This window comes from Vibrio sp. zbq_1 (assembly GCF_043102935.1).
Lineage (GTDB): Bacteria > Pseudomonadota > Gammaproteobacteria > Enterobacterales > Vibrionaceae > Vibrio > Vibrio parahaemolyticus.
On record NZ_JBICJH010000012.1, the window covers coordinates 33,942 to 60,689 of the forward strand.

The window sequence follows — 26,748 nt, forward strand, 5'->3', positions numbered from 1 at the left end:
GGTATTGAAATAGAGTTGGTCAAAGAGAGGGGCAGTATATACCCAAGTGCAGCGACTTGGGTACAAAAGAGGGCTTGGCGCTTACCAACCTTCCCCCTTTATCGTTAGCGGTTACACGAGCGCGCGAGCGTAGTTTTCTTCGACGGCGCGCCAGTTCACCACATTCCACCAAGCGTCGATGTATTCTGGTCGACGGTTCTGATAACTGATGTAGTACGCGTGCTCCCACACATCTAATGCAAGGATAGGCTCGCCGCGTACATCGGCCACGTCCATTAACGGGTTATCCTGATTGCTGGTGGAGGTAATGTGAATCTCCCCATCCTTTACGATTAGCCAAGCGAAGCCAGAGCCAAAAGTATTGATAGCTGCTTGTGCGAACTCGTCTTTGAATGTCTCGAAGTTGCCAAACTTGTCGTTGATGGCTTGTGCTAGTGCGCCTTGTGGTTCACCGCCGCCTTCTGGCGACATGCAATTCCAGTAAAGAATGTGGTTGTAGTAGCCGCCGCCATTGTTGCGAATGGCTGGGCTATGTTGCGAAACGGCTGCGAAGATTTCGTCTAGCGATTGTGTTTCAAGATCACTGCCTTGCACGGCGGTGACGAATTTATCGAAGTAAGTCTTGTGGTGTTTGCTGTAATGCACTTCCATGGTTTTTGCGTCGATGTATGGCTCTAACGCATCGTATGGGTAAGGCAGAGCGGGAAATGTATGCGACATAGTAAATCCTCCTTAATCGGAGGATTTACTCTAATGTTAATGAAAATCATTATCAACTGAAATCTTGTAGGGTTATTTGCCCACTTTGACTAAAGGCAACGTGATGGAGACGCGCAAACCTCCCAGTGGGCTGCGGCTTGCGACAATCGTACCGCTGTGCTGACGAATCGCACTTTCGGTGATGGTTAACCCTAATCCTGTGCCGCCAGAGTGACGATCACGAGCGGTAGACACACGATAAAATGGACGGAAAATCGCTTCTAACTCTTCATCCGGAACACCATCACCGTTGTCATCGACGGTAATCGTCAGTGTGTCAGTCTTGTCTTGAATGTCTATCTGCACTTCATCTTTTCCGTAATAAATCGCGTTGCGGATGATGTTTTCTACCGCGCTCATCAACAGTTTTGGGTTGCCTGAGATATGTCGCTCAGGGATCTCTGAATAGCGGAGTGTTTTACCCATTTGCTCGGCTTCAAACTGCGCATCTTTAATGATCTCTTCCCACAAACTTTCTATTGGCTGTGTCTCGCGTGTCATGTGGCTGTTCACCTGCATGCGCGAGAGCTCAAGCAATTCGCTGATCATCTGCTCAAGGCGCTGCGCTTCGGTATCAATGCGAACCAACTCAGGGCTGTCACCCTGTTTGCGCGTCGCTAATGCACTGGCCATGCGCAATCGAGTGAGTGGCGAGCGTAATTCGTGAGAAATGTCCGACAGTAAACGCTGCTGACCTGAAATCATCTGATTCACCGCTTCGACCATTTGGTTGAAGCTGCTGCCCGCTTGACGAAATTCTGCGGTGCCTTTTTCAAGATTCGGATCGATGACGAACTCACCTTTTGCTACTCGCTGCGCGGCGGCTTCAAGGCGTCGTGCGGGTTGGCTCAGCGCCCAAGCAAGCCACAGCAGTAATGGCGTGCTCACCAGCATGACGGCCAACAGTAACTGGAATGGGTGGTCGAAGAGACGCAGTAGCAGCGGTGGTGGCTCGTTCCATTTAAAGCCAACGTACATCAGAAGATCAGAGTCGGCCAGAACGATTGGCACAGGGCCGGCAATCATATAGCGGCCATAAAGTCTCTGTTTTGGCTTGTTGTAATCTTCAATACTGGTGACAAAGTTTTGCATCGCACGCAGTTGAAAGTTGCTGCGCTTATCGGTGGTTAAGACGTTGCCGTTGTAATCCGAAAAGAACACTCGTGGTCGTGGGTCATGTTTACCTGCGCGATTGCCCTCTACACGGAATAAAATGCGTCCTAGATCGGTTTCTTTGCTGTATTTGTTTTGAATGGCATCACGCGTTTCAATGATTCGCTGATAATGCTCGTCGGGAATGTCGCGTGCTTTCCTTGGATCCAAATGTGGCAGTGATAGCACGGCTATCAATACCAACAGCATAGTGAACCAAAAGATGGCAAAGATGCGTCCATACAAGCTATTAATCTTTGGCAGTTTGATGCGTGATAGGCGCATTAATCCTCCTCAAGCAGCATATAGCCGCGACCACGTAGGGTTTTGATGCGCGGTTTGCCATTGCTTTGGTCGGGCAGCTTTTTGCGTAAGTTCGACACGTGCATATCGATTGCGCGGTCAAAGGCCGCCAGTCGTTTACCTAGTACGTCGAGGCTCAACGTCTCTTTGGTGAGTACGTGTCCTGGGTTTTGGACAAAGTGGGTCAACAGCGCGAACTCGGTTGCGGTTAGATCCAGCAGTTGTTGATCGCAGTAAGCCTCTTGCTTGCCCGGATACAGGCGCAACTCTTGGTACTCAATACAATCGCTGTTTTTGCCGTTTTTCTGCGTGTTATTGGTGCGACGTAAAATCGCGCGAATACGAGCGAGCAGCTCTCGGTCGCTGAAAGGTTTTGGTAAGTAGTCATCTGCGCCGAGCTCTAAACCGATCACTCGATCAATCTCTTCGCCTTTGGCGGTCAACATCAACACGGGGGTTTCCCAGTTCTCTCGCAGACGCTTCAGCGTTTCCATACCATTCAATTTTGGCATCATTACATCCAGTAGGATGAGGTCGATATCGCTGTTGATTGCGGCAAGGCCGGCTTCACCGTCGTTTGCTTCACTGACTTCGAATCCTTCGAAGCTGAGCACCTCTTTTAATAGGCTTGTCAGTTCTATGTCGTCATCAATTAAAAGAATGTTTGCCATCAGGGCACCTTTGGTCAGTTACCGTTTACTTAATATTACATTGGATTGATGTGCGACGAAGAGGGCAAAAATCACTCTTTACGATTCTTTACGCTCCCTATACGCCGCTTTACCTAGCGAGTCGTATTCTATACTCAAGCGCTGTGAGAACAGCCCAGAAGAATCACTCACTTGTGTAAGGAATCGAATTATGAAATCTGCAAAAAAACTTGTGTTAGCTGCTGTTGTTCTACCTCTAACTTTAGGCACTGCGAGTGCATTCGCATTTGGCGGTAAAGATCACCACAAAGGCCCACGTGATGAATGTGGTATGGGTATGGACCGTGGCATCATGCGCGATTTGAACTTAACTGACGCACAAAAAGACCAACTGCAATCTTTCCGCGATGCAAACCGTGCGGAAATGAAAGGCAAATATTCACAAAACCGCGAAGCACGCATGGCAGAGCGCCAAGCGCATCACGCGAAAATGCAGTCTCTATTGCTAGCGGATACGTTCGATGAAGCGCAAGCCACTGCTCTAGCGAAAGAGATGGTTGAGCGCCAAACTGAGCACCGCGTGAAAATGCTGGAGAGAAAACACCAAATGTTGAGCGTGCTGACCCCAGAGCAAAAAGCTGAATTTGTAAAACTGCAAAACGAGCGCATGCAAGAATGTGGTGACCAAATGCAACAACGCATGGGAAAACACCGCAATAATTAAGTCATGATCCGATGATATATATGAAGAGGCAGCCACACGTTGCCTCTTTTTGATCTGGCGATTTCACGCGCATTCAACGTATACTCAAAATACGGTTTGAGTTAACTCTTTGATTATGAAACAGCAATATGCACGCTTAGTCACGACGGCAGCTTGGACAGCAACCATAGTGGCGACGCTTCTTCTCATTGTAAAAGTCATCACATGGTGGGTGACGGGATCGGTCAGCCTATTGGCATCGCTTATTGATTCGATGCTGGACATCGCCGCTTCAGTGGTGAATTTGGTGGTGGTTCGCTATTCGCTGCAACCAGCCGACAGAGAACACACTTTTGGGCATGGTAAGGCCGAGTCTCTCGCTGCGTTGGCACAGGCGATGTTTATCTCCGGCTCTGCGGTATTTTTGATCCTAAACGGTATCGATCGTTTCTTCAGGCCACACGAACTGAACGCGCCGGAGCTGGGTGTGTATGTCTCCTTGTTTGCGATGATGGTGACGTTTGGTTTGGTCATGTTCCAGAAACGCGTGGTGCGCATCACGGGCAGCCAAGCAATCGCGGCAGATTCGTTGCACTACCAAACGGATTTATACATGAACGGGGCGATCATGGTCGCGCTTGGGCTCAGCTACTTTGGTGTAACGCAAGCGGATGCGGTCTTCGCGATTGGCATTGGCATCTTCATTCTTTACAGCGCCTTCAAAATGGTCAGCGAAGCGATTCAAACGTTGCTCGACAGAAAGCTGCCCGATGAAGAGCTTGAGCAAATTAACCAAGCCTGTTTGAGCGTGAAAGGCGTGTTGGGCGTACATCAGTTGCGTACCCGTATGTCTGGTCCAACACGTTTTATTCAATTGCATTTGGAATTGGATGACAACTTGCGTTTAATTGAGGCGCATTATATTGCCGATAAAGTGGAAGATAACTTGTTGGCATTGTTCCCAGAGGCGGATGTATTGATCCACCAAGATCCGTTGTCGGTGGTATTTGGGCCAGAAAAAGAGCAAAAAGCACAAGATTGGTAAGAGTCGAAAAAACGTTTTGATCTTAACGACAAACAAGCGCTTATTGACTATCTTTCCATCAATGCTTATTAAGATTCGTGATCCTGATGTGAATCAACAAAGTTTCAAAGAGAAACTGTAATACTCTTACATAAGTAGAAAAGTTACATAAAAAAGTGCGTTTTAATTGGTATTCCTGTAGAGGAAATGTAACATAACGCACAGTTCTGGATTATGCAGGTTGCTTGGTAACAAGGGGCCTAAAAGAAAATTAAATAATTGATTGCCAAAGATCGAGGGTGAGCATGATTAAGAAGATCGGTGTTTTAACAAGTGGCGGTGACGCACCTGGTATGAACGCTGCTATACGCGGCGTAGTACGTACAGCACTATCCGAGGGATTGGAAGTTTTCGGTGTGTACGACGGCTACCTAGGCCTATACGAAGGCCGCATCGAGAAGCTAGATCGTTCTAGCGTTTCAGATGTGATCAACAAAGGTGGTACGTTCCTAGGTTCTGCACGTTTCCCTGAATTTAAACAAGTGGAAGTGCGTGAAAAAGCGATCGAGAACCTAAAGAAACATGGTATTGATGCGCTAGTCGTGATCGGTGGTGACGGTTCGTACATGGGTGCGAAGAAACTGACTGAAATGGGTTACCCATGTATCGGTCTTCCAGGCACAATCGATAACGATATCGCTGGTACTGACTACACAGTGGGCTACCTAAGTGCACTAAACACAGTTATCGATGCAATCGACCGTCTACGTGATACTTCTTCATCTCACCAACGTATTTCAATTGTAGAAATCATGGGCCGTCACTGTGGTGACCTAACTCTGATGTCTGCAATCGCGGGTGGTTGTGAGTACATCATCACTCCAGAAACTGGTCTAGACAAAGACAAGCTGATCAGCAACATCCAAGACGGCATCGCAAAAGGTAAGAAACACGCAATCATCGCGCTTACTGAGCTAATGATGGATGCAAATGAACTGGCTCGTGACATTGAAGCGGCTACAGGTCGTGAAACTCGTGCAACAGTACTTGGTCACATCCAACGTGGTGGTCGTCCAACTGCATTTGACCGCGTACTAGCATCTCGCATGGGTAACTACGCTGTTCACCTACTGCTTGAAGGTCATGGCGGTCGCTGTGTCGGTATCGTGAAAGAGCAACTTGTTCACCACGACATCATCGATGCGATCGAAAACATGAAGCGTCCAGTGCGTAACGATCTATACAAAGTTGCGGAAGAACTGTTCTAAGCAAGCTTGAAATAGATAAAGAAAAACCGCGGCTTTCCGCGGTTTTTTTGTATTTGAGTATCAGCGAAAGGAAGCTGATGTATCGGGTATCGGGTATCGGGTAGAATCTTACGAAGCGCTGTTTTGTTCAATCAGCGTCAATTTACGTTCGCGCAACGCGAACATGTAACCCAGCAGCCCACCTAGTGTGTTGCCCAGCGCAATACCGATGAACAAGCCTTCAATGCTGTACACTTGGCTGCCAACCCATGCAGCAGGCAGCGTAAACACAAACAGGCGCATGAAGCTCCATTGGAAAGCGCGTAGCGGCTTGTGCATCGCATTCAGCCCACTCACCAACATCATCACAATACCTTGGAAACCATAGCTAAATGGAACCACGAGTAGATAGTGCCAAAGTAGATTCTTTACGGTTTCTTCTTGTGAAAATAACGCCGCTAAAGGAATGCTCAATGGCACCATCATCAAGAAGATAAAACCTTGGAACACCACAGCAAAACGCATGCTGAGAAACAAACCAGAGAAAGCGCGCTGAGGATTTTTTGCCCCTAAGTTCTGCGCCATAAATGGCGTGAGTGCGGAGGTCAGCGACATCAACACTAAGATCAGAATCGACTCAATACGCTGCGCAGCGCCGTAAGCTGCCACCGCTGCCGTGCCGTGGCTAGATAGCAGCATCATCAAAATCGCCCCCGACAACGGATTCATCGCATTGGATAGCGCTGCAGGGGTGCCAATTTTTAACGTCTGTTGCCAATCTTGTTTCAATGAGGCCCATTGAGGTTGTGCGAGCAGTTTTTCGCGTTTCACCAATACATAGAAAGAGCCGCACAAAGCGCCTAGCCAACTAAAGGCACTCGCTATAGCTGCGCCTTGAATGCCAAGTTCTGGGAAGGGGCCGTAACCGAAAATCAGTAGTGGATCGAGTATGCCGTTGATCAGACCGGCCAACATCATGATCTTAGCGGGTGTCTTAGTGTCGCCAGTGGCACGAATCGCACTGTTGCCCGCCATTGGAATCACCAACAGTGGAATGGTGAGATACCACACCTGCATGTATTGTTCGATGAGTGGAATCAGATCGTCGGCCGCGCCAAGGAAACGAAACAGTGGCGCAATGGTAGCAAAGCCAATAGAAGAAGCGATAGCGACGAGCAACACCGCCAACAGCAAACCGTGAGTCGTAAATCGCGCCGCTTGTGGAGCATGACCTTGACCAAGTAAGCGTCCAATGTTGGTCGATAGCCCCATCCCGATCCCCATCGTGATGCAGTTCACCGCAAAGGTGACAGGAAACGTGTAGCTGATTGCCGCCAGGGCATGCGTCCCCAACAACGAGATAAAAAACGTATCCACCAAGTTAAACATCAAAATTGCGATCATGCCCATGGTCATGGGGACGGTCATCTTGCGCAGTGTTTCGGGAATGGGCGCGCTCAGCAAACCATGCTTATCTGTCGCGTGGTTTTCTGGCTTGTTCTTTTCCAGCATGTTGAACATCTATCTGGTGGGCAAACTGCAAGGATACAAGAAAGCGAGAAGCTGGGCGAGTGAGCATTTCGCACGCAAACCGTTGCTTAGCTGTTCGTTATTTTAACTAAGTCACAAAAAAAATACGTCTCCCCCTTGGGATTACTCGTTTGACCCCTTATATAGGGATCACGTGCCCCAACGCGGGCAATTATCAAATAAACATGGAAATTTTCAGGAGAGACGACCGATGAACATTCGTCCATTACATGACCGAGTTATCGTTGAACGTAAAGAAGTTGAATCTAAGTCTGCTGGTGGCATCGTTCTTACTGGTTCTGCTGCGGAAAAATCAACTCGCGGTGTTGTTCTAGCTGTAGGCAAAGGCCGCATCCTAGAAAACGGCACAGTACTACCGCTAGACGTAAAAGTTGGTGACACCGTTATCTTCGCTGAAGGTTACGGCACTAAAACTGAAAAAATCGACGGTAAAGAAGTGCTTGTCATGTCTGAAAACGACATCATGGCGATCGTTGAATAATAGCAATCATTGAGTAATTTTTTGCTCAGATTCAAATTGAAAATCAAACACAAAGAATTTTAGAAAGGAAATCAAAGATGGCTGCTAAAGACGTTAAATTTGGTAATGACGCACGAGTTAAGATGCTAGAAGGTGTAAACGTTCTGGCTGACGCAGTGAAAGTAACACTGGGTCCTAAAGGTCGTAACGTAGTTCTAGATAAATCTTTCGGTGCTCCAACCATCACTAAAGACGGTGTATCTGTAGCGCGTGAAATTGAGCTGGAAGACAAGTTCCAGAACATGGGCGCGCAAATGGTTAAAGAAGTAGCGTCTAAAGCAAACGACGCTGCGGGTGACGGTACAACAACAGCAACCGTACTAGCGCAAGCAATCGTAAATGAAGGTCTAAAAGCAGTTGCAGCGGGTATGAACCCAATGGATCTTAAGCGCGGTATCGACAAAGCTGTTGCAGCGGCAGTAGAGCAACTAAAAGAGCTTTCTGTTGAGTGTAACGACACCAAAGCAATCGCACAGGTTGGTACTATCTCTGCGAACTCTGACGCAAGCGTAGGTAACATCATTGCTGAAGCAATGGAACGCGTTGGCCGCGACGGTGTTATCACTGTTGAAGAAGGTCAGGCTCTACAAGACGAGCTAGACGTAGTAGAAGGTATGCAGTTCGATCGCGGTTACCTATCTCCTTACTTCATCAACAACCAAGAAGCGGGCAGCGTTGAGCTAGAAAACCCATTCATCCTTCTAGTTGATAAGAAGATCTCAAACATCCGTGAGCTTCTACCAACTCTAGAAGCAGTAGCAAAAGCATCTCGTCCACTGCTAATCATCGCAGAAGACGTAGAAGGCGAAGCACTAGCTACATTGGTTGTGAACAACATGCGTGGCATCGTGAAAGTTGCTGCGGTTAAAGCGCCTGGTTTTGGTGACCGTCGTAAAGCAATGCTACAAGACATCGCTATCCTAACTGGCGGTACTGTGATTTCTGAAGAAATCGGTCTAGAACTAGAAAAAGTAACGCTTGAAGATCTAGGTCAGGCTAAGCGCGTAAGCATCACGAAAGAAAACTCAACCATCATCGATGGTGCGGGTGAAGAAGCGATGATCCAAGGCCGCGTTGCTCAAATTCGTCAACAAATCGAAGACGCAACTTCAGACTACGACAAAGAGAAACTACAAGAGCGCGTTGCTAAACTGGCTGGCGGTGTTGCAGTAATCAAAGTTGGTGCAGCGACTGAAGTTGAAATGAAAGAGAAAAAAGACCGCGTAGAAGACGCGCTACACGCGACTCGCGCAGCGGTTGAAGAAGGCGTAGTTGCTGGTGGTGGTGTTGCACTAATCCGCGCTGCATCTAAGATTGTTGACCTAGAAGGCGACAACGAAGAACAAAACGTTGGTATCCGCGTTGCTCTACGTGCAATGGAAGCACCAATCCGTCAAATCACGAAGAACGCAGGTGACGAAGACTCTGTTGTTGCGAACAACGTGAAAGCGGGTGAAGGTTCTTACGGCTACAATGCAGCAACGGGTGAATACGGCGACATGCTAGAGATGGGTATCCTAGACCCAACTAAAGTAACTCGTAGCGCTCTACAATTTGCAGCGTCTGTCGCTGGTCTCATGATCACAACAGAAGCGATGGTAACTGACCTACCACAAAAAGAAAGCGCAGGCATGCCTGACATGGGTGGTATGGGCGGTATGGGTGGCATGGGCATGATGTAATCATCCCGCGCTATTCCAAGCCGAGTAGAACAAAAAGCCGAGGTGTGAACCTCGGCTTTTTTGCGTCTGGTGTTTGCCCACTGTGCATTTTTCAGGGCAGGTAAAAGAAGATGTGAATTGTGAGGGATGCGTTCCGGCAGCGTCAGTGGAAAAACAGAAAAATAACTGAGATGAATTTTTTTCTAGGATAGTCAGATTGTTAAATATGACCTATTGCTAACACTTTTTGTGTCCGAATAGCGCAAAATCTGAACATTACACTATGTTGTAAATTACTGCTTACCATCATGGAGATAAAAATGAAAAAGCTTATGACGTCATTGGCTGTTGCAGCCACTATCGCATCACCTGTTGCTCTTGCGAACAGCACCCCTGTGATGTTTTCAACGATCGACCATACTAACGCTCCATCAAACTCTGCTGTTGGTGGTGTTCGTTTGGCGGTACTGCATGGCCAAGTAAACGAAGTAAAAGGCGTCGACTTCTCAGTTCTAGGTATGTCTGAAACTGACCGTACTACGGGTGTGAACTTCGGTCTGTTCTTTGGGGCAGCGAAAGTAAACCAAGAAATGAAAGGTGCGTCACTTGGTTTGGTTAACTGGAACCAAGGCCAAACAACCGGTGTGAACTTTGGTGCGGTAAACATCACGAACAACGTGAAAGGCCTAAACTGGAGTGCGGTGAACTACTCAGAAGGTTACACCATGGCAGACGTTGGTCTGGCGAGTATTTCTAAAAAGTCCAACTTCCAACTTGGCTTCTTCAATATGACTGACCAAATCGATGGCGTGCAAATTGGTCTGTTGAACTGTGCGGATAACGGCTTCTTCAAATGTTTCCCTATCATCAACTTCGCTAAATAAGCTTAGCGAAAGCCTGATACCAAAAAGCCCGCGATGTTCGCGGGCTTTTTTATTGGAAAATTGAAACAGGCCAACCATTCTCTTATTTGATCAAGCGAGAGGAGGTTTTGCGCTGCTGAATTTTTTGATGAACACCGCGACGTAACGCCTTGATACGGTTTTCGGCTTTATCCACGCCAAGCAGAACGCTCAACGCAAGCAAGGTAATCACGACCGATTGCATTAAGTAACCGAGGCCGATCATCAAACCGAGCCCTGCCAGTACCCAAATGACGGCTGCCGAAGTGACGCCATGGATTTTGCCATCCAGCGTCATCATCACGCCTGCACCCAAGAAGCCGACGCCAGTAATTATCTGACCAAGCACACGAGCTTGGTCGAGCGTGTTTGGTGATAACGACACTGCCATCGACATAAACAGGTAGGTGCCTGAAATAATGAGAATTGCTGTGCGAATACCTACTGGTTTACCACGGGTTTGGCGTTCTATGCCAATCATTAACCCATTGATGGCACAGCAAAATAAGGCAGGCCAACTGAATGGGCCAAGATCGAAAATTTGTTCGAATGTTGTATGCATCTTGACCTCCAAAGCAGCGGAGTATGCATAGACTTATCCTGCAAAGCGAACAAAAAGGATCGTTCGTGTCGACAAATTTACATTGAACATCTGCTTCTGGTTTGGAGCGCGACGATGAGCCAAATGGTGAGCAAAAACGATCAAATTGGCGATGATCTTATTTTATCGTTTTGATGGAATGACTTTATTAAACAATAGACATAAAAAAGGCCAGTATGAGACTGGCCTTGGTGATTATTGCACTTGCCGTTTAACGGTAAACGCGAGGGTTAGTTGCACCCCAGATAGTGTAGTGCTCAGGCAGAATACGACCGCTTTTCTCTTCGGTTTCTTCTGCTGTGATTTCTTCAAAGCCTTGGCGGCCAAATACAACTACTTCGTCGTTTGCCTGAACACCAATGATGTCAGTGACATCAACCATAGTAGTGTTCATTGACGCTTTACCCATTACGCGAGCGCGCTGACCGTTGATCAGAACATCAGCTTTGTTGCTTAGCGAACGGGCGAAACCGTCTGAGTAGCCGATAGGCAGGTTAGCCAGGATAGAGTCGCGCTCTAAAACTTTAGTGCTGCCGTAGCCGATTGTGCTGCCTGCAGGGAAGAAGTGCAGTGATGCTACGCGTGTTTTGAAAGACACGATGCGCTCGTAAGGTAGGGTTGCAGGGTAGTCACCGTACAGCATGCCGCCAGGACGAACCATATCCAGATGTGCTTCAGGCAGATTTAGCGTGATGTAAGAGTTAGCCACGTGCAGTGTGATGTCTTTACGTTTCAGACCTGCGCTGTCCATTAGCCACTTTGTTTCTACTTTGAAACGGTCAACCTTGCGGCGGATTTCATCAAGACCTTCATTCGGGAAGTGGGTCATCATACCTACGATTTTTAGGTTAGGATCGCTTGCGATTTCCACACCTTCAACCTGACCTTCATACGTTGTCAGATCCAGACCATTACGACCCATGCCTGAAGTATTCAGAGCAAGGTGAACAGGAATAACGGTATTGTAGTTGTATGCAATCTCGATGATTTGATCTGCCTGCATCTTAGTGCCAATCAGCTCTTCGATTTCGTACTGTACGCCGTTTTCAATTTCGTTGCGGCTAGCCGCACGGACACGCATGATCTTGCCTTCGAAGCCGTGCTCACGCACTACGCGAGCTTCTTCATTACTGGTGATACCTACACATGCAACGTTGTTCGCGATGATGCTAGGCATCAGGCCAGCGATACCGTTACCGTACGCGTCAGCCTTCATGATGGCACAGATCTGAGTGTTGCCCTTTAGATCCTTCTGAAGCAACTGAATATTATTTGAAAATGCCTGAGTATCAATTTCCAGCCAAGCGTTGCTCGCCTGAACGCGCTCTTCGCGCTCGCTGTCATCAAAATCAACTAGCAGAGGAGCGGCATGTGCGGCTGTTTGGCCCATCAGAGCCAGTGCAGTTAGGCTAAGTTTCAGTTTCAAAGGATATCTCCTGTTATGAGTTTTTTCTTCTTGTTGGTTGAAGTTAAAGTGTAAATAGATGCACAACGTCGCGTAGCGCAGTAGCCTTGCGTTTCCGCTCTTCAACCCCTTGTTGTGCGTCCTTAGCAGATAATCGGTTTTCTTCGGCACTGTTGCTCAGTGCGGCAAGATTGAATGATAAGTGTTCGCAGGAAAAGGTCTCTCTTTGACCGATTCAGTCCTCTCTTCCATGCTTTGGTAACGGTTGAGATTTCGCTGCGTAAACCGTTAAGTGAGGCGTTGGCCTGGTCGACAGAATGCTTGGTTACGTCCCGAATCATCGGTTTCAGCTAGGTAATGGTTGCTGCAATACTTTCTGGTGGACTGGTTAACTTTCCGCAGGGCTGCCTTAAAGGCGATGAAGGCATTTACCAATGCGTAGACTTCACGTTTACTGGCTACCGTTCTTTACGTCTTTCATCTTCAGTTTGGTTGAATATGGATGTCGTAAACTCGACCATTTTTCATCACAATAGTGTGATTTTCATTCCATATTTTGTGTCGCAAATAATCTAGGCGGCAGAGACTACATGAGACTTAAATGTTTTAGAACGGTTTGGTGTCTTTTTTATTGAGTTTTCTGAAAATAAACAAAAATCAGAGAGAAATCGTAAGATTTTGTGCCTCGACCGACACAAAATCTCATGATTTGTAGGAGTTATAGATGGTTATGCAAGGTGTAGGTCGAGCGGCGTTTTGCTTTTTCGGCCGCCGATTTCACGGGTGAGGGTCGGGATCAGGTAGCCAGAGACGTTTTCTAATAAGCCTGCCATTAGTTGTCGGGCTCGTTCGTCATCGACCATAAAGTGAGCCGCTCCCTGGACTTTGTCTAGCACGTGCAAGTAATACGGCAGGATCCCAGCATCGAACAGGGTCTCGCTGAGCTGGCTCAGGGCATCAACGGAATCATTAACGCCTCTTAGTAACACTCCCTGGTTTAGCAGGGTGACATTGGCTTCTTTTAGTTTTTTCATTGCCTGGCGCAGCTCATCGTTAATCTCATTAGCATGGTTGATGTGCGTAACAAGGATAATTTGCAAGCGTGACGCTTTTAGCAACTGACACAGCTCATCTGTGATTCGAGCTGGGATCACTACAGGCAAACGGCTGTGAATGCGCAGACGTTTGATATGCGGAATCTGAGCAATGTGTTCCAGCAGCCAATGAATCTCATCGTCTTTTGCCATTAGTGGATCACCGCCAGAGAAAATCACCTCATTGAGCTCTGGTTTTTCCGCCATGTATTCGATGCACTGGCTCCAAGCTTGTTTGCCGCTCTTGTTCTCTTGATATGGGAAGTGACGACGGAAGCAATAACGGCAATTCACCGCACAGCCGCCTTTGACGATCATCAGCACTCGGTTTTTGTATTTATGCAGCAATCCCGGGATCGCATTGTCCTGTTCGTCAAGAGGATCATTGGAATAGCCTGCATGCACTTCAAACTCGTCACTCAAGGGTAAAACCTGACGCAAAAGAGGGTCTTTAGGATTGCCTTTTTCCATCCTATCGACAAAACTTTGCGGTACACGCTGTGCAAACAGCTTGCGTGCGGCAAACCCGTCTTGCCACGGTGAGGGATCTATTTCCAGTATTTCGAGCAATTTTGCAGGATCAGAGATCCCATTCGCCAACTGTTTGAGCCAGTTTTGCTCAACAGAATCGACTTTTCGGGTTATTATGTGCGGCATTGGAATTTAGCTCTAAGAATGTAAGAGGAAAAAATGGCTACAGTTAGCACCAATGAATTTAAAGGCGGTCTTAAGTTAATGCTTGATAATGAGCCTTGTGTAATTCTGGAAAACGAATACGTTAAACCAGGTAAAGGCCAAGCGTTCAACCGCGTGAAAATTCGTAAACTTCTTTCTGGTAAAGTGCTAGAGAAAACATTCAAGTCTGGTGACACTTGTGAAGTGGCAGACGTAATGGATATCGACCTAGATTATCTATATTCAGACGGCGAATTCTACCACTTTATGAACAATGAAACGTTCGAACAGATCGCAGCTGACGCGAAAGCGGTAGGTGAAAACGCTAAGTGGTTGGTAGAAAACAACACTTGTATGATCACTCTTTGGAACGGGAACCCAATTACCGTTACTCCACCAAACTTCGTTGAGCTAGAAGTTACAGATACTGATCCAGGTCTGAAAGGTGATACTCAAGGTACTGGTGGTAAACCAGCTACACTAGCAACTGGCGCTGTTGTTCGTGTTCCACTATTCATCGCAATTGGCGAAGTGATCAAAGTTGACACTCGTACTGGTGAATACGTAGGTCGTGTGAAGTAATTAATACTTCTCTGAGAAAGGTCGCTTCGGCGGCCTTTTTTATTGCCCGCAATTTTCCTTTTCTACTGCTTTTCAGCGAAATACGAAGCTCACCGCATATTCTTATCTATTTTGTATTATTCGTAAAAATCGCATTAATTTCATGAATCTTTCGATTATTTCTTAATGTAACAATTTGATACATTAACACCTGTTGTCAGCGAGTTGCATAGCAGCTTGATTTTCATCGATTTAACTCAATGACAACCGAAATAATAAGGAGAAAAACATGGAAAGCAGAAGCTTAGGACAAGGCTTAAAAGTAGAAGAACGACGTCAGTTGCTTCATCGCGGGATAAAAGCGGCATTGATTGGTGTGCCTTTATTGGCTGTAGGCTTAACGATCAACAGTTCGGTTTTGATGACAGATGCTGGCTATAGTTATGTGCATCAAAACAACATCACTGGTGAGTTGGATGTGTTTACTGAACCTGGTATTCATTTCCGGATGCCGTTTCTATCCAAAATCACTAAGTACGATCAAGTGATCACTGTGTCTTTTGGTAACAGCAAGGGTGAAGACTTTTACCAACGTCTTGATTCGGTTCAAGTTCGTTTCGCTGATACCTATATTGGCCAAATACCAGTGACGTTCCGCTTTAAATTGAGTAACGATCCAGAAGCTCTAAAAAAGATGCATCGTGAGTTTCGCAATAACAACAACTTGATCGACGCACTGCTTGTGAAAAATGCGCGTAACGTGACAGTTATTACCGCCACGCAATACACCGGAGAAGAGTTTTTCCAAGGTGGTTTGAACCAGTTCAAATCGAAACTTGGCGATCAGTTGCGAGAGGGAATTTATCTTACAGAGCGACGTCAGGTTGAAGTGGAAGAACTAGACCTTGCGCCTGTTGGGGCTAATCAGGCTAACGCGAACCAATTGCAACGTACCAATCAGCTGGTTTGGAAAACGGTGCCAGTCGTAGACAAAACCGGGCAACCGATTCGTCAAGATAACCCGTTGCAACAATACGGTATTCAGGTAACGCAGGTGACCATTGGTGATCCACAACCAGAGAAACAGCTCGACCAATTGCTGGCGGATAAAAAGCGTTTAGTGGCAGATCGCATTCGTGCGATTCAGGAACAAGAAACGTCGAAAGCACAGGCAGAAACGGAGCAGTTACGGAAAGAAATTCAACGTACTCGTGAAGTGCAAGATGCACAGCGTCAGAAAGAGTTGGCGATTATTTCACAGCAAAAAGAGGTCGAGGTTGCGCGCCAAATCGCGGAACGTGAAATCGTCGAAGTAGAAAAAACCAAACGACTTGCTGAAGTTGAGAAAGAGAAAGAGTTGGCAATTGCCGAGGCTAACTTAGCGATTCAAAAAGCAAACGCACTTTCCGCAGAGTTTGAAGCGAAAGCGATATTAGCGAAAGGTCGCGCAGAATCTGAAGTCCTAAAAGGTAAGTATGCGGCGTTAGGAGCAAACCGTGAAGTTTACTTGGCGGAATTGAATCGAGACGTAGCGAACTCGTTGTACAACAACTTGCAAAACTTCCAAGTTCAGATGCCACAAAACTACATCGGTGGAAGTGACGAAACGGGCTTGAAAACGAACTTAGATGTGATTACTGGCTTTGGTGCTCTTGGTCTTATGGACCAAACAAAGAAGGTCACACAGCAATAAGATCATGGGTGGTCAAAAGCTTAAAAAGCAAAAAGATCATTGGTAACCCAAAGCAATAAAAAAGCTGGCATTGAGCCAGCTTTTTCTTTTGGGTCAGTCTCTTAAATCATGAAGATAAAGATAACTGCTAGTGCAGTGATTAAGCCTGCAAATGCGTAACATGCTACTTTACCAATCACACCAGTGTGGAATTTAAGGTCGTGCATGCCGTGGTGTACACGGTGCATTGCATGCCACATTGGCAATGCTAGCGTGCCAATGATGAATAGCGCACCGATGATGCTGGTTGCGAATGCAGAGACACGCTCGTAGCTCATCGCTTCTGCGTCAATCACGCCTAGTGGTACCAAGATACCTAGCACAAGAACAGTGATTGGCGTCAGCATCGCGAACCAAGTACCGCCCGCACCAAACAGACCCCACCAGATTGGCTCATCAGAACGTTTTGGTGATGTGTTTACACTATAATTCGGTTTCATTGCTCAGCTCCTTACACCACGATGAGAACGATCAGTGAGATGAACGCAACAGCGGCCCACTGAGTCAATACGATGATCTTCTTGTCCACTGGTTTGCCTTTCAAACGAATTGGCATTACTTGTGGCATCATGCTGAAGAAAGTTTGAGCGTGGAATAGGCTACCTAGCAGCGCAACGATGTTGATTGCGACTACGATTGGGTTCGCCATGAACGCTAACCAACCTTGCCAAGCTTCAGGACCTTTCACCAAGCAACCTAAACCGAAAGTTAGGAACAGAGTGAATAGGATCAAAGGAAGCACAGTCGCTTCACGTAGCATGTAGAAGCGGTAGAAAGGATGGTTCTTCCACCAAGTGCGTTTTACTTCACGAACGTAAGGTTTACGGTTGCTCATCCTTATGCCTCCTGAGGTTTCAACATAGCAATCACGAAGTCCATAGAAGACTCCACTTTGCCTTGGTTTACTGCCGCTGCTGGGTCAACGTTCTTTGGACAAACTTCAGAACAGTAACCAACAAACGTACAACCCCAAGCACCGTTTTCACCGTTGATAAGCTTCATGCGCTCATCTTTACCGTTGTCACGGCTGTCTAGGTTGTAGCGGTGCGCTAGCGTTAGTGCCGCAGGACCGATGAACTCTGGGTTTAGACCAAACTGAGGACATGCAGCGTAGCAAAGACCACAGTTGATACAGCCAGCGAACTGCTTGTATTTCGCCATCTGTTCAGGCGTTTGCAAGTTCGTACCGTCTTCTGGTTTACGGTCGTTACCAATGATGTATGGTTTGATTGCTTCAAGACGTTCGATAAACGGTGTCATATCAACAATCAAGTCTTTCTCGATTGGGAAGTTTGCTAGAGGCTCGATAGTCACGCCGTCAGGGTAGTCACGTAGGAAGCTCTTACAAGCAAGTTTCGGTACGTTGTTCACCATGATGCCGCAAGAACCACAGATCGCCATACGGCAAGACCAACGGTAAGACAGATCTTTGTCTAGGTGATCTTTGATGTAGCCAAGTGCGTCAAGCACAGACATGGTTTCATCGAATGGTACTTCGAATGTTTGCTTGTATGGTTCTGCATCTTTTTCTGGGTCGTAACGCAGGATGTCTACTTTTTGAATGCGATTTGCTGACATTATGCTTGCTCCTCTGCGTTCTTCTCTTCAGCCGCTGCTTTTTCTGCTGCTTCACCGTATAGACGAGCTTTTGGTTGTGACTTAGTGATGGTCACATTGCTGTAATCGATGCTTGGTGCTGAATCTGGTTTGTAGAAAGCAAGTGAGTGTTTTAGGAAGTTCACGTCATCACGCTCTGTACAACCATCGTCTAGACGTTGGTGCGCGCCGCGAGATTCTTTACGTAGAATCGCAGAGTGAACCATCGCTTCAGCGACTTCTAGGCCGTAACCCACTTCGATTGCATATAAAAGGTCTGTGTTGAACACTTTACCTTTGTCTTTGATGCTGATGCGTTTGTAGCGTTCTTTCAACTCAGTGATTTTGTCGATAGTCGCTTGCATCAAATCTTCTTGGCGGTAGATACCACAGCCCGCTTCCATGGTGTGACCCATTTCTGTGCGGATCTCTGCCCAGTTTTCGTCGCCTTCTTGGTTCATCAGTTTCGCGATGCGTTCTTCAACCGCTTTTACTTGCGCGTCAATTGCCGCGTCGTTCCAGCCTTTGAATTCTGCCGCACGTTTCACTGCGTTTTCACCAGCTACGCGGCCAAATACCACGAATTCAGCCAGTGAGTTAGAACCTAGACGGTTTGCACCGTGAAGACCAACAGACGCACATTCACCAACCGCGAATAGGCCTTTAATGCGAGTTTCACAGCCGCCGTCCGTTTCAATACCACCCATGGTGTAGTGAACGGTTGGACGAATTGGAATCGGCTCTTTTGCTGGGTCCACGTTTACGTAAGCTTTTGCTAGCTCACAGATGAACGGTAGACGCTCTTGTAGGTACTCTTCACCAAGGTGGCGAAGGTCTAGGTGCACCACGTCACCCAGTGGGTGTTTGATGGTGTTGCCTTTCTGTTGTTCGTGCCAGAAAGCTTGAGAAACTTTGTCACGAGGACCCAGTTCCATGTATTTGTTCTTCGGTTGGCCAACTGGAGTTTCAGGGCCCATGCCGTAATCTTGTAGGTAACGGTAGCCGTTCTTGTTAACGATGATACCGCCTTCACCACGACAACCTTCTGTCATCAGGATACCTGTGCCAGGAAGACCTGTTGGGTGGTATTGAACAAATTCCATATCACGTAGAGGAACGCCGTGACGGTAAGCCATTGCCATACCATCGCCCGTTACGATACCGCCATTGGTGTTACAGTGGTAAACACGACCCGCACCACCTGTTGCTAGAACAACAGATTTTGCTTTGATAGTAACAAGCTCGCCTTCAGACATGTGAATAGCAATCAGACCTTGAACTTCGCCTTCATCAACAAGCAGATCCAACACAAAGTACTCATCAAAACGTTTGATGTTGCTGTACTTCATTGATGTCTGGAATAGCGTATGAAGCATGTGGAAGCCAGTTTTGTCTGCAGCGAACCAAGTACGTTCAACCTTCATACCACCAAAGCGGCGTACGTTGACTTCACCGTTCTCTTTACGACTCCATGGGCAACCCCATTGCTCCATTTGGATCATTTCGCGAGTCGCGTTCTCTACAAAGTATTCAACAACATCCTGTTCACATAGCCAGTCACCACCGCCAACAGTGTCGTTGAAGTGGTTGTCTAAGCTATCTTCATCCTTGATAACTGCTGCTGAGCCACCCTCTGCAGCGACCGTGTGGGAGCGCATTGGATAAACTTTAGAAATCAGAGCGACTTCTAAGTCAGGGTTTGCTTCAGCCGCTGCAATAGCAGTACGAAGACCAGCGCCGCCTGCGCCGATGACTGCGATATCTGTGGTGATAATTTGCACAGTTATCCTCCAGTGTGTGATTGCGGAAATCCGCTTGTTATTGTGATTGCGAGGCGCTCTTTAAAAAGAACCCCCCAAAAGTAGTAGGGTTAGTGTAGATGAGCCACATGGCAGAAAAATTGATGTAATTGGGTTTTTGCTTCGGTAATGCACTTAAGGGCATAGAATTTATAGGTTATGTGACTGCTATCACGGCACGAAACATTTGAAACTCAAACGTCATATCCATGAATGTTAAATGAGTGTTGCCCGACATTACTGTCATTGATAATAGGTTTTATTTCGAATGTTTTTTGTACTGCAGCACGAGTATTGCTTGCTTCAAATTTAAACAATGTGGTGGGAAAATAGAGAAGGGAAATTCCCCTCTCGTCGAACCGTGAAAAGCATGTAGAATGGGTTTTTTACGCGCTAAATTAGAGTTTTGAGAGACTTATTATGCAAACCAACTGGCAACCTACCGCTTCCATTGAGCAACTTCGTCAACGTGCGACGTTAATCGCCGCCATTCGTCAATTCTTTGCCGAGCGACAGGTGATGGAAGTGGACACGCCAGCGATGAGCCACGCGACCGTGACTGACATTCATTTGCATACTTTCCAAACCGAGTTTGTTGGCCCTGGTTACGCTGATGGCAGTAATCTGTTCTTTATGACCAGCCCAGAATTCCATATGAAGCGCCTTTTGGCTGCGGGCAGTGGTTGTATTTATCAAATCAATAAAGCGTTTCGTAACGAAGAAAATGGTCGATACCACAACCCCGAGTTTACGATGTTGGAGTGGTATCGCGTTGGCTTTGACCATCATAAATTGATGGATGAAATGGATGACCTGTTGCAACTGGTATTGAAGTGTGGCGCAGCGCAGCGCATGACGTATCAACAAGCCTTCATTGATGTGTTGGGTGTGTGTCCATTAGAAGGCTCGATGACGGAGCTGAAAGCGGCGGCAAGCAAGCTGGGCTTGAGTGACATTGCTGAGCCAGAAGAAGATCGCGATACGCTGCTGCAACTGCTATTTAGCGTGGGAGTAGAAAACAAAATTGGTCAGGATGTGCCGGCTTTTGTGTACGACTTCCCTGCGTCACAGGCGGCGCTCGCGAAAATCAATCCTCAAGATCATCGCGTCGCGGATCGTTTTGAAGTGTACTTTAAGGGGATAGAGCTGGCGAACGGATTCCATGAACTGGACAATCCGAAAGAGCAATTAGCGCGCTTTGAACAAGATAACGCAAAGCGTATCGAAATGGGTTTAAAACCGCAGCCGATCGATTATCATCTGATTTCTGCACTGGAAGCAGGGTTGCCAGACTGTGCAGGGGTCGCGTTGGGTATCGATCGTTTGATCATGCTGGCGCTAGGCTGTGACCACATTGATCAAGTCACGGCATTTCCATTGCCAATCGCATAAGGATATCCAATGAATTTGACGGCTGCACGTTTCGTCATCTTGAGCTACGCCATATTGATCGCTTTTTTATCTCTGAGTTCAGGTGAACTACAAGACTGGGGCAATATTGCGTACCTCGACAAAATGCAGCACGCCATGGCGTACAGCGGCTTTGCGTTTTTAGGTTGCTTTTGCGTGTGGCGTTGGCGTCAACGTTGGGCGGTGGCGATGGGTATTTTGCTATTTAGCGCCGTCATTGAGTGGCTACAAGGCTATGTCGGCAGACAAACCTCTTGGTTAGACCTTGTCGCCAACTCGATTGGCATCTTAACTGGTCTGTTATGTTACCGTATTTGGAGCCTCTATCGACCTAGGTTGGTGAAGTCGCTATACTCGATTCGTTAATGAAGAGGGAATACGATAACAATGAAAACGCGCGACAAAATCGTCTACGCGGCACTGGAGTTGTTCAACCAACATGGTGAGCGCAACATCACCACCAATCACATTGCCGATCACATCGAAATTAGCCCTGGTAATCTGTATTACCACTTCCGCAATAAGCAAGAAATCGTTCGTGAGATCTTTGCGCTTTATTCAGCAGAACTTTTAGAAAGATTTACCCCTATTCAAGGCTCACAAGAGAGCCTGACTATGCTGAAGAGCTACCTAGACTCTATTTTTACCTTGATGTGGAAATACCGCTTTTTCTACGCAAACCTACCAGAAATCTTGTCACGAGATGAACAGCTGCACGAGCAGTACATCGATGTGCAAGAGAAGCTGCAAGCCAACCTCATTGCGATTATGCAGGAGTTTGTTTCTTTGAAGCTGCTGGATGTGAATGAACAGCAGTTGAAATCACTGGTGTGCACGCTGCATTTGATCGCTTGTAGTTGGTTAGCTTACCAATCTGCAATGGCATCGAAAACCAGCATTACCGAGCAAATGGTGAAGCAGGGGATGCTGCAGATGCTGAATGTTGTGAAACCTGTCGCGACTGAACAAGGTTTAGAGCAACTACAGCTGTTGGAAGAAGCGGTCAGCACACTGCAGGGCTGATCGGTCACTTGCTTCAATATTTCGAGAGTCACTCTCATTTTCGAGTCGCGCCTTGAGTTGACTTGTCATACTTGCTACGCACAATAAGACGACTATCTCCCTCGATTAGTTCAAGGGATTGACTCTCGATAAAGGAACTATCGCTCAATGAATTACGACATCTTCAATGGTGATGCAGACGGCATCATCGCACTTCTACAACTGCGTTTGGCTGACCCTATCGATTCCCAATTAATTACTGGCGTAAAGCGCGATATTAAGCTGGTGGAAAAAGTGGACGTGCAAGCGGGTGATGAGCTGACTGTGTTAGACATTTCGATGGAAAAGAACATGGCTGGTTTAGAGCAAGCATTGGCTCAAGGCGCGCACGTGTTTTACGCCGATCACCACAAAGCTGGTGACATTCCTCAACACGGTAATTTGGACGCCCATATCGATCTTGACGCTAATATGTGTACCGCTTTGATTGTCGATAAGTTGCTGGAAGGACGCTTTCATACTTGGGCGATCACCGCTGCTTACGGTGATAACTTGATTGCTAAAGCGGATGCGCTGGCGGATCAAGCCGGACTTAATAACGAGCAAAAAGCGCAGTTAAAAGAGCTCGGTACATTAATCAACTACAACGGTTATGGCTCGAAAGTCGACGATCTTCATTTCCATCCTGCGGATTTATACCGAGCGTTGGTTCAATATATTTCGCCATTCGAAGTCATTGAAGATAAAGCCTCGCCTTACTATCAATTGCAATCGGCTTACCAACAAGACATGGATGCCGCGCAAGCGTTACCAGCCACACATGAAAGCGATACATTGAAGTTGTTTGAGCTACCAAACACGGCCGCATCACGTCGAATTAGCGGTGTGTATGGCAACTGGCTGGCAAACCAAAATCCAGACTCTGCGCATGCGGTACTCACAGAAAACGCAGATGGTACTTACACAGTTTCACTCCGTGCACCATTGAACAATAAACAAGGTGCTGTTGCCGTGTGTGGGCAGTTTCCGACAGGTGGTGGGCGAGAGGCGGCTGCGGGTATTAATGCCTTACGCAAAGAAGATGTGAATGCATTTATTGATGCGGTCGAAACGTACTACGCATAGCATTTTCCAAAATATGAATACAACAAGTAAATAAGTCAGATAATCAGCGCTTTAACCAAGATTTCGGGTTCTGTGCTTCACTATTACGGCGGATTTCGAAATACAGTGATGGTCGGTCCTGCCCGCCTGTATCTCCGGCGAGAGCTATCACTTCGCCCGCGGTGACTTTATCGCCTTCTTTTTTGGTTAACGCTTGATTGTAGCCGTAAAGCGTCATGTCACCTTTACCGTGATCAAGCAGCACCACTAAACCGTAACCTCTTAAATACTCTGCAAATACGACTGTGCCAGGGTAAACTGCTTTAACTTGTTGACCATAGTTAGCGGAAAGCACCATACCTTTCCAGTTTACTTGTCCGGTTTGACGCGTACCGAAGTTATGTAACACACTGCCTTTGAGTGGCCATGGTAGTTTGCCGCGCTGTTTGCCGAGCCCGTCCATTGGTACCGCATTTCGCTTGGCGGCTTTTGCAATCTCGGCTTTTAGACGGGTTTCATTGCGTTGTAGCTCAGCAAGGTAACGTTTGTCGTTTTTAATGCTGCTCTGAATTTTGTTCAGCGTTTGCTTACGATTCGACTGCGTACTGGCCAGTGCGGTACGCTTTTCTGATTGCTGCTTGAGCAGGGTTTCGATCTGCTCTTTCTCTAGCTCAAGTTGGTTTTTGTTGTGCGCCAACTCTTGAGTGGTTTTGGTGATGGCATCAATCACTTCGGCACGAGCCTTGGCTAAGTGCTGAAAGTATTGGCTAATGCGGTCTTCTTCTACACCTTGATTCAATAAGTGCCCATTCGCTTTCGCTCGCTCGGTCACGTAATACGTTTGCAGCAACTGCTTGAGCTCTTCCTCTTGTGCTTGGCGCTGGGCTTCTTGCAAGGAGATTTTCTCTTCCAGTTTGTTGATGTTTTTGTCTGCTTGAGCAAGGTCGGCTTTGGTTTGCTTGATTTCTCGCTCCAGCTTAGAAATGCCAAGCTCTTGGTCTTTGAGCGATTTTTGCAGCTCGTTAAGCTGTTTCTCTTGCGAGGTTAGCGCCTTCTTTTGGCGATTGATTTCGCTGGAAACGCCTTTGAGCTCTTGCTGACTAGCGGCGAAAGAAGAGAGGGGATAGGTGGCAGATAAAGCACAAGTTAATAAAATAGCCGAGCGGAGCACTGGGTGATTTTGTTTTCGCACTTGAGAGTTACCTACCACATTATTGTCAAAGGATCAGAAGACGGTTAAATGCCATCTCCATGGATAAAGCTTTGTGATTTACCGTTAAAGCCTTGGTCCATATCGAGAGACGGTTTGTCTGTTTTTGGTCGACCGACGATTTTCGCGGGTACGCCCGCCACGGTTGTGTGCGGTGGCACCGCTTGCAATACTACGGAGCAAGAGCCGATTTTCGCCCCTTCGCCTACTTCGATATTACCAAGAATTTTGGCACCTGCACCAATCATCACGCCTTCACGGATTTTCGGGTGACGATCGCCGCACTCTTTACCTGTACCACCTAGGGTGACGTCTTGTAGGATCGACACATCGTTATCAACCACCGCTGTTTCACCAATCACGATGCCCGTCGCATGGTCGAGCATGATGCCGCTACCAATACGTGCTGCTGGGTGAATGTCTACCTGACACGCCACAGAAATTTGGTTTTGCAAATACGTTGCAAGGGCATGACGGCCTTGTTTCCACAACCAGTTTGCCACGCGATAGCCTTGCAGCGCATGGTAACCTTTCAAATACAATAATGGCATTGAGTACATGGAAACAGCAGGGTCGCGGTTGACCGTCGCACAAATGTCACACGCAGCAAAATCCGTAATGGTAGGGTCTGCGGCAAATGCCTCTTCGACCACTTCACGAACGGCCATTGCTGGCATCGACGCCGTGTTTAATTTGTTGGCCAAAATGTAACTCAGTGCCGCGCACAAACTTTCATGCTTGATGATGGTTGCGTGGTAAAAGCTCGCCAACATAGGCTCTTGCTCTGACATTTCACGGGCTTCTGAGACAATTTTGTTCCAGACTTTTTGTTTTTCGCAGTGTTTCATTCTCAATATCCTGAGTGGTTCTTCCGTGACCCGACAACTTCTATTCTTCTCAGATGAGGTGCGAAGGTGCGTAGAGTGCTACTTTCCTTCGGCTTTTTTGTCACGAGCAAGTAAATCTTGCGCTGCCAGGCGTGCATCTTTTCCTTGATACAATACTTGATAAATTTGGTCAACAATCGGCATTTCAACGCCCATGCGTTGGGAGAGCATCCATACTTCTTTCGTGTTGCGGTAGCCTTCTACGACTTGGCCAATTTCTTCTTGTGCGGTGTCAACGTCTTTACCTTGACCAAGAGCTAAACCAAAGCGGCGGTTACGTGACTGGTTGTCGGTACACGTAAGAACCAAGTCACCTAAACCAGCCATACCCATGAAGGTTTCTGGTTTGGCACCAAGTGCAGCGCCAAGGCGGCTCATTTCAGCCAAGCCACGGGTAATCAACGCAGTACGTGCGTTTGCACCAAAACCGATGCCGTCTGACATACCAGCGCCAATTGCGATAACGTTTTTCACTGCACCGCCAAGTTGCATGCCGATGAAGTCGTTGTTCGCGTACACGCGGAAGGTTTTGCTACAGTGGATTTTCTCTTGCAGATCCGCCACGAACTCTGCATCTGGAGAGGCAACGGAAATCGCAGTTGGTAGACCCATCGCGAGCTCTTTCGCGAACGTTGGGCCAGATAGAACGGCCAGCGAGTAGTTCTCACCGATGATGTCGTATGCGACGTCTTTGAGCAGTCGGCCAGTTTCAGGTTCAAGACCTTTGGTTGCCCAACAGATACGCGAATCTTCGCGCAGGAACGGTTTGCAGCTGTTAAGCACGATGCCAAAGACATGGCTTGGAACCACAACTAACAAGTCACGGCTTGCTTGAACGGCTTTTTCTAAATCCGATTCAATAATCAAGCTTTCTGGGAAATCAACACCTGGTAAAAATGCGTGGTTCGCGCGATCCGCCTCTAAGCGAGCCATGTGCTCAGGCTCGTGTCCCCAAAGGACAACGTTCGCACCATTGCGCGCGAGGGAGATCGCTAGAGAAGTACCGTATGAGCCTGCGCCAATTACAGTCATTGCGATGTCTTTACCGTAAGCATTGTTTGTATTTGCTTGTGTCATGCTACCGCCTAATTGTCTTTCTACTAGTAGAATCTAGTTCATAATCACCAGATTTTACGCTCTCTAGGGATTAGGAACTAGGAACTTTTGTCAGAAATAAAAAATGCACATTGCATCGGATGG

The 26,748-nt window shown here is 47.2% G+C and carries 26 protein-coding genes; 12 read left to right on the forward strand and 14 right to left on the reverse strand.

The genetic code is table 11. From position 1 onward, the window contains the following. Nucleotides 1-111: 111 nt before the first annotated feature. The 3 genes from ACF8CV_RS07255 to ACF8CV_RS07265 form a co-directional block, all read right to left on the reverse strand. Nucleotides 112-720 (reverse strand): superoxide dismutase, encoded by a 609-nt coding sequence (locus ACF8CV_RS07255; protein WP_047707131.1) that lies wholly within the window; start codon nucleotides 718-720, stop codon nucleotides 112-114. A gap of 72 nt (nucleotides 721-792) precedes the next feature. Next, nucleotides 793-2,196 carry an envelope stress sensor histidine kinase CpxA gene (cpxA, locus tag ACF8CV_RS07260; RefSeq protein ID WP_005455264.1) on the reverse strand — a complete coding sequence of 468 codons (1,404 nt, stop codon included), beginning with the start codon at nucleotides 2,194-2,196 and terminating at the stop codon, nucleotides 793-795. Further along, nucleotides 2,196-2,885, reverse strand: a complete 690-nt coding sequence (locus ACF8CV_RS07265; protein ID WP_023583865.1) for a response regulator — start codon at nucleotides 2,883-2,885, stop codon at nucleotides 2,196-2,198. The genes cpxA and ACF8CV_RS07265 overlap by 1 nt, the downstream gene beginning before the upstream one ends. Before the next feature lie 190 nt (nucleotides 2,886-3,075). Here ACF8CV_RS07265 and ACF8CV_RS07270 point away from each other — a divergent pair, with 190 nt between their 5' ends. From ACF8CV_RS07270 to pfkA, 3 genes are all read left to right on the forward strand, one after another. Then, nucleotides 3,076-3,588, forward strand: a complete 513-nt coding sequence (locus ACF8CV_RS07270) for a CpxP family protein (protein ID WP_005487153.1) — start codon at nucleotides 3,076-3,078, stop codon at nucleotides 3,586-3,588. Nucleotides 3,589-3,703: 115 nt separating this feature from the next. Beyond that, entirely contained in the window at nucleotides 3,704-4,612 is a 909-nt protein-coding gene (fieF, locus tag ACF8CV_RS07275; RefSeq protein ID WP_005482190.1) for a CDF family cation-efflux transporter FieF, read from the forward strand. A 284-nt stretch (nucleotides 4,613-4,896) separates the two neighbouring features. Beyond that, the gene (gene pfkA / locus ACF8CV_RS07280; protein WP_005460467.1) at nucleotides 4,897-5,859 is read left to right on the forward strand and encodes a 6-phosphofructokinase; all 963 of its coding nucleotides are present in this window, start codon (nucleotides 4,897-4,899) and stop codon (nucleotides 5,857-5,859) included. 108 nt (nucleotides 5,860-5,967) lie between these two features. Here pfkA and ACF8CV_RS07285 read toward each other — a convergent pair whose 3' ends face one another. Continuing rightward, on the reverse strand, nucleotides 5,968-7,350 hold the full coding sequence (locus ACF8CV_RS07285) for an MATE family efflux transporter (RefSeq protein ID WP_025442329.1): 1,383 nt from the start codon (nucleotides 7,348-7,350) through the stop codon (nucleotides 5,968-5,970). 229 nt (nucleotides 7,351-7,579) lie between these two features. Here ACF8CV_RS07285 and ACF8CV_RS07290 point away from each other — a divergent pair, with 229 nt between their 5' ends. From ACF8CV_RS07290 to ACF8CV_RS07300, 3 genes are all read left to right on the forward strand, one after another. Then, entirely contained in the window at nucleotides 7,580-7,870 is a 291-nt protein-coding gene (locus ACF8CV_RS07290; protein ID WP_005381516.1) for a co-chaperone GroES, read from the forward strand. Nucleotides 7,871-7,947: 77 nt separating this feature from the next. Next, nucleotides 7,948-9,591, forward strand: coding sequence for a chaperonin GroEL (gene groL, locus ACF8CV_RS07295; protein WP_005482180.1), 1,644 nt, complete (start codon nucleotides 7,948-7,950; stop codon nucleotides 9,589-9,591). Between the two features lie 299 nt (nucleotides 9,592-9,890). Beyond that, a complete protein-coding gene (locus ACF8CV_RS07300) occupies nucleotides 9,891-10,454 on the forward strand; it encodes a VC2662 family protein (RefSeq protein WP_005457036.1) in 564 nt (187 codons plus the stop codon). A gap of 82 nt (nucleotides 10,455-10,536) precedes the next feature. On the opposite strand, the gene ACF8CV_RS07305 is transcribed toward ACF8CV_RS07300, so the two are convergent. The 3 genes from ACF8CV_RS07305 to epmB all read right to left on the reverse strand — a co-directional run bounded on the left by ACF8CV_RS07305 (nucleotide 10,537) and on the right by epmB (nucleotide 14,229). Further along, entirely contained in the window at nucleotides 10,537-11,034 is a 498-nt protein-coding gene (locus ACF8CV_RS07305) for an MgtC/SapB family protein (protein ID WP_005482203.1), read from the reverse strand. Between the two features lie 250 nt (nucleotides 11,035-11,284). Continuing rightward, a complete protein-coding gene (gene alr / locus ACF8CV_RS07310; RefSeq protein WP_005496464.1) occupies nucleotides 11,285-12,499 on the reverse strand; it encodes an alanine racemase in 1,215 nt (404 codons plus the stop codon). A 707-nt stretch (nucleotides 12,500-13,206) separates the two neighbouring features. Beyond that, a complete protein-coding gene (gene epmB, locus ACF8CV_RS07315; protein ID WP_025541118.1) occupies nucleotides 13,207-14,229 on the reverse strand; it encodes an EF-P beta-lysylation protein EpmB in 1,023 nt (340 codons plus the stop codon). 33 nt (nucleotides 14,230-14,262) lie between these two features. Here epmB and efp point away from each other — a divergent pair, with 33 nt between their 5' ends. Further along, on the forward strand, nucleotides 14,263-14,829 hold the full coding sequence (gene efp, locus ACF8CV_RS07320; protein ID WP_005456976.1) for an elongation factor P: 567 nt from the start codon (nucleotides 14,263-14,265) through the stop codon (nucleotides 14,827-14,829). Between the two features lie 268 nt (nucleotides 14,830-15,097). Beyond that, nucleotides 15,098-16,501, forward strand: coding sequence for an SPFH domain-containing protein (locus ACF8CV_RS07325; RefSeq protein ID WP_005456928.1), 1,404 nt, complete (start codon nucleotides 15,098-15,100; stop codon nucleotides 16,499-16,501). A gap of 101 nt (nucleotides 16,502-16,602) precedes the next feature. Here the strand turns inward: ACF8CV_RS07325 and frdD are convergent, their stop codons facing one another. From frdD to frdA, 4 genes are read right to left on the reverse strand one after another with little or no spacing between them, the layout of a single operon-like run. Next, nucleotides 16,603-16,980, reverse strand: coding sequence for a fumarate reductase subunit FrdD (gene frdD, locus ACF8CV_RS07330; RefSeq protein ID WP_005456924.1), 378 nt, complete (start codon nucleotides 16,978-16,980; stop codon nucleotides 16,603-16,605). An 11-nt stretch (nucleotides 16,981-16,991) separates the two neighbouring features. After that, on the reverse strand, nucleotides 16,992-17,375 hold the full coding sequence (frdC, locus tag ACF8CV_RS07335; RefSeq protein WP_005381491.1) for a fumarate reductase subunit FrdC: 384 nt from the start codon (nucleotides 17,373-17,375) through the stop codon (nucleotides 16,992-16,994). Between the two features lie 2 nt (nucleotides 17,376-17,377). Then, nucleotides 17,378-18,118 (reverse strand): succinate dehydrogenase/fumarate reductase iron-sulfur subunit, encoded by a 741-nt coding sequence (locus ACF8CV_RS07340; RefSeq protein ID WP_005456956.1) that lies wholly within the window; start codon nucleotides 18,116-18,118, stop codon nucleotides 17,378-17,380. After that, nucleotides 18,118-19,917, reverse strand: coding sequence for a fumarate reductase (quinol) flavoprotein subunit (frdA, locus tag ACF8CV_RS07345; protein ID WP_005496469.1), 1,800 nt, complete (start codon nucleotides 19,915-19,917; stop codon nucleotides 18,118-18,120). The genes ACF8CV_RS07340 and frdA overlap by 1 nt, the downstream gene beginning before the upstream one ends. 438 nt (nucleotides 19,918-20,355) lie before the next feature. On the opposite strand from frdA, the gene epmA reads away from it, so the two are divergent. The 4 genes from epmA to ACF8CV_RS07365 all read left to right on the forward strand — a co-directional run bounded on the left by epmA (nucleotide 20,356) and on the right by ACF8CV_RS07365 (nucleotide 23,472). Further along, nucleotides 20,356-21,327 carry an elongation factor P--(R)-beta-lysine ligase gene (gene epmA, locus ACF8CV_RS07350; RefSeq protein WP_047734065.1) on the forward strand — a complete coding sequence of 324 codons (972 nt, stop codon included), beginning with the start codon at nucleotides 20,356-20,358 and terminating at the stop codon, nucleotides 21,325-21,327. 9 nt (nucleotides 21,328-21,336) lie between these two features. Next, nucleotides 21,337-21,711, forward strand: coding sequence for a VanZ family protein (locus ACF8CV_RS07355; protein ID WP_020904523.1), 375 nt, complete (start codon nucleotides 21,337-21,339; stop codon nucleotides 21,709-21,711). Between the two features lie 21 nt (nucleotides 21,712-21,732). Continuing rightward, nucleotides 21,733-22,368 carry a TetR/AcrR family transcriptional regulator gene (locus tag ACF8CV_RS07360; protein ID WP_005456944.1) on the forward strand — a complete coding sequence of 212 codons (636 nt, stop codon included), beginning with the start codon at nucleotides 21,733-21,735 and terminating at the stop codon, nucleotides 22,366-22,368. A gap of 147 nt (nucleotides 22,369-22,515) precedes the next feature. Further along, entirely contained in the window at nucleotides 22,516-23,472 is a 957-nt protein-coding gene (locus tag ACF8CV_RS07365) for an acetyltransferase (RefSeq protein WP_025533069.1), read from the forward strand. A gap of 43 nt (nucleotides 23,473-23,515) precedes the next feature. Here ACF8CV_RS07365 and ACF8CV_RS07370 read toward each other — a convergent pair whose 3' ends face one another. The 3 genes from ACF8CV_RS07370 to gpsA all read right to left on the reverse strand — a co-directional run bounded on the left by ACF8CV_RS07370 (nucleotide 23,516) and on the right by gpsA (nucleotide 26,625). After that, nucleotides 23,516-24,661: a murein hydrolase activator EnvC gene (locus ACF8CV_RS07370; protein ID WP_005456946.1), complete on the reverse strand. Its 1,146-nt coding sequence runs from the start codon at nucleotides 24,659-24,661 to the stop codon at nucleotides 23,516-23,518. Nucleotides 24,662-24,687: 26 nt separating this feature from the next. Next, nucleotides 24,688-25,509 carry a serine O-acetyltransferase gene (gene cysE / locus ACF8CV_RS07375; RefSeq protein WP_005496472.1) on the reverse strand — a complete coding sequence of 274 codons (822 nt, stop codon included), beginning with the start codon at nucleotides 25,507-25,509 and terminating at the stop codon, nucleotides 24,688-24,690. Nucleotides 25,510-25,587: 78 nt separating this feature from the next. Further along, on the reverse strand, nucleotides 25,588-26,625 hold the full coding sequence (gpsA, locus tag ACF8CV_RS07380; RefSeq protein WP_005496473.1) for an NAD(P)H-dependent glycerol-3-phosphate dehydrogenase: 1,038 nt from the start codon (nucleotides 26,623-26,625) through the stop codon (nucleotides 25,588-25,590). Nucleotides 26,626-26,748: the final 123 nt, after the last annotated feature.

Bases quoted from the DNA above. Each gene is read 5' to 3' on its own strand.
- fieF (WP_005482190.1), top strand. From the start codon at position 3,704: ATGAAACAGCAATATGCACGCTTAGTCACGACGGCAGCTTGGACAGCA.
- groL (WP_005482180.1), top strand. From the start codon at position 7,948: ATGGCTGCTAAAGACGTTAAATTTGGTAATGACGCACGAGTTAAGATG.
- epmB (WP_025541118.1), bottom strand. From the start codon at position 14,229: ATGCCGCACATAATAACCCGAAAAGTCGATTCTGTTGAGCAAAACTGG.
- ACF8CV_RS07270 (WP_005487153.1), top strand. From the start codon at position 3,076: ATGAAATCTGCAAAAAAACTTGTGTTAGCTGCTGTTGTTCTACCTCTA.
- frdC (WP_005381491.1), bottom strand. From the start codon at position 17,375: ATGAGCAACCGTAAACCTTACGTTCGTGAAGTAAAACGCACTTGGTGG.
- frdD (WP_005456924.1), bottom strand. From the start codon at position 16,980: ATGAAACCGAATTATAGTGTAAACACATCACCAAAACGTTCTGATGAG.
- ACF8CV_RS07300 (WP_005457036.1), top strand. From the start codon at position 9,891: ATGAAAAAGCTTATGACGTCATTGGCTGTTGCAGCCACTATCGCATCA.
- ACF8CV_RS07285 (WP_025442329.1), bottom strand. From the start codon at position 7,350: ATGCTGGAAAAGAACAAGCCAGAAAACCACGCGACAGATAAGCATGGT.
- ACF8CV_RS07290 (WP_005381516.1), top strand. From the start codon at position 7,580: ATGAACATTCGTCCATTACATGACCGAGTTATCGTTGAACGTAAAGAA.
- ACF8CV_RS07265 (WP_023583865.1), bottom strand. From the start codon at position 2,885: ATGGCAAACATTCTTTTAATTGATGACGACATAGAACTGACAAGCCTA.
- pfkA (WP_005460467.1), top strand. From the start codon at position 4,897: ATGATTAAGAAGATCGGTGTTTTAACAAGTGGCGGTGACGCACCTGGT.
- gpsA (WP_005496473.1), bottom strand. From the start codon at position 26,625: ATGACACAAGCAAATACAAACAATGCTTACGGTAAAGACATCGCAATG.
- ACF8CV_RS07325 (WP_005456928.1), top strand. From the start codon at position 15,098: ATGGAAAGCAGAAGCTTAGGACAAGGCTTAAAAGTAGAAGAACGACGT.
- ACF8CV_RS07360 (WP_005456944.1), top strand. From the start codon at position 21,733: ATGAAAACGCGCGACAAAATCGTCTACGCGGCACTGGAGTTGTTCAAC.
- ACF8CV_RS07340 (WP_005456956.1), bottom strand. From the start codon at position 18,118: ATGTCAGCAAATCGCATTCAAAAAGTAGACATCCTGCGTTACGACCCA.
- ACF8CV_RS07365 (WP_025533069.1), top strand. From the start codon at position 22,516: ATGAATTACGACATCTTCAATGGTGATGCAGACGGCATCATCGCACTT.
- cysE (WP_005496472.1), bottom strand. From the start codon at position 25,509: ATGAAACACTGCGAAAAACAAAAAGTCTGGAACAAAATTGTCTCAGAA.
- ACF8CV_RS07355 (WP_020904523.1), top strand. From the start codon at position 21,337: ATGAATTTGACGGCTGCACGTTTCGTCATCTTGAGCTACGCCATATTG.
- ACF8CV_RS07305 (WP_005482203.1), bottom strand. From the start codon at position 11,034: ATGCATACAACATTCGAACAAATTTTCGATCTTGGCCCATTCAGTTGG.
- efp (WP_005456976.1), top strand. From the start codon at position 14,263: ATGGCTACAGTTAGCACCAATGAATTTAAAGGCGGTCTTAAGTTAATG.
- epmA (WP_047734065.1), top strand. From the start codon at position 20,356: ATGCAAACCAACTGGCAACCTACCGCTTCCATTGAGCAACTTCGTCAA.
- cpxA (WP_005455264.1), bottom strand. From the start codon at position 2,196: ATGCGCCTATCACGCATCAAACTGCCAAAGATTAATAGCTTGTATGGA.
- ACF8CV_RS07255 (WP_047707131.1), bottom strand. From the start codon at position 720: ATGTCGCATACATTTCCCGCTCTGCCTTACCCATACGATGCGTTAGAG.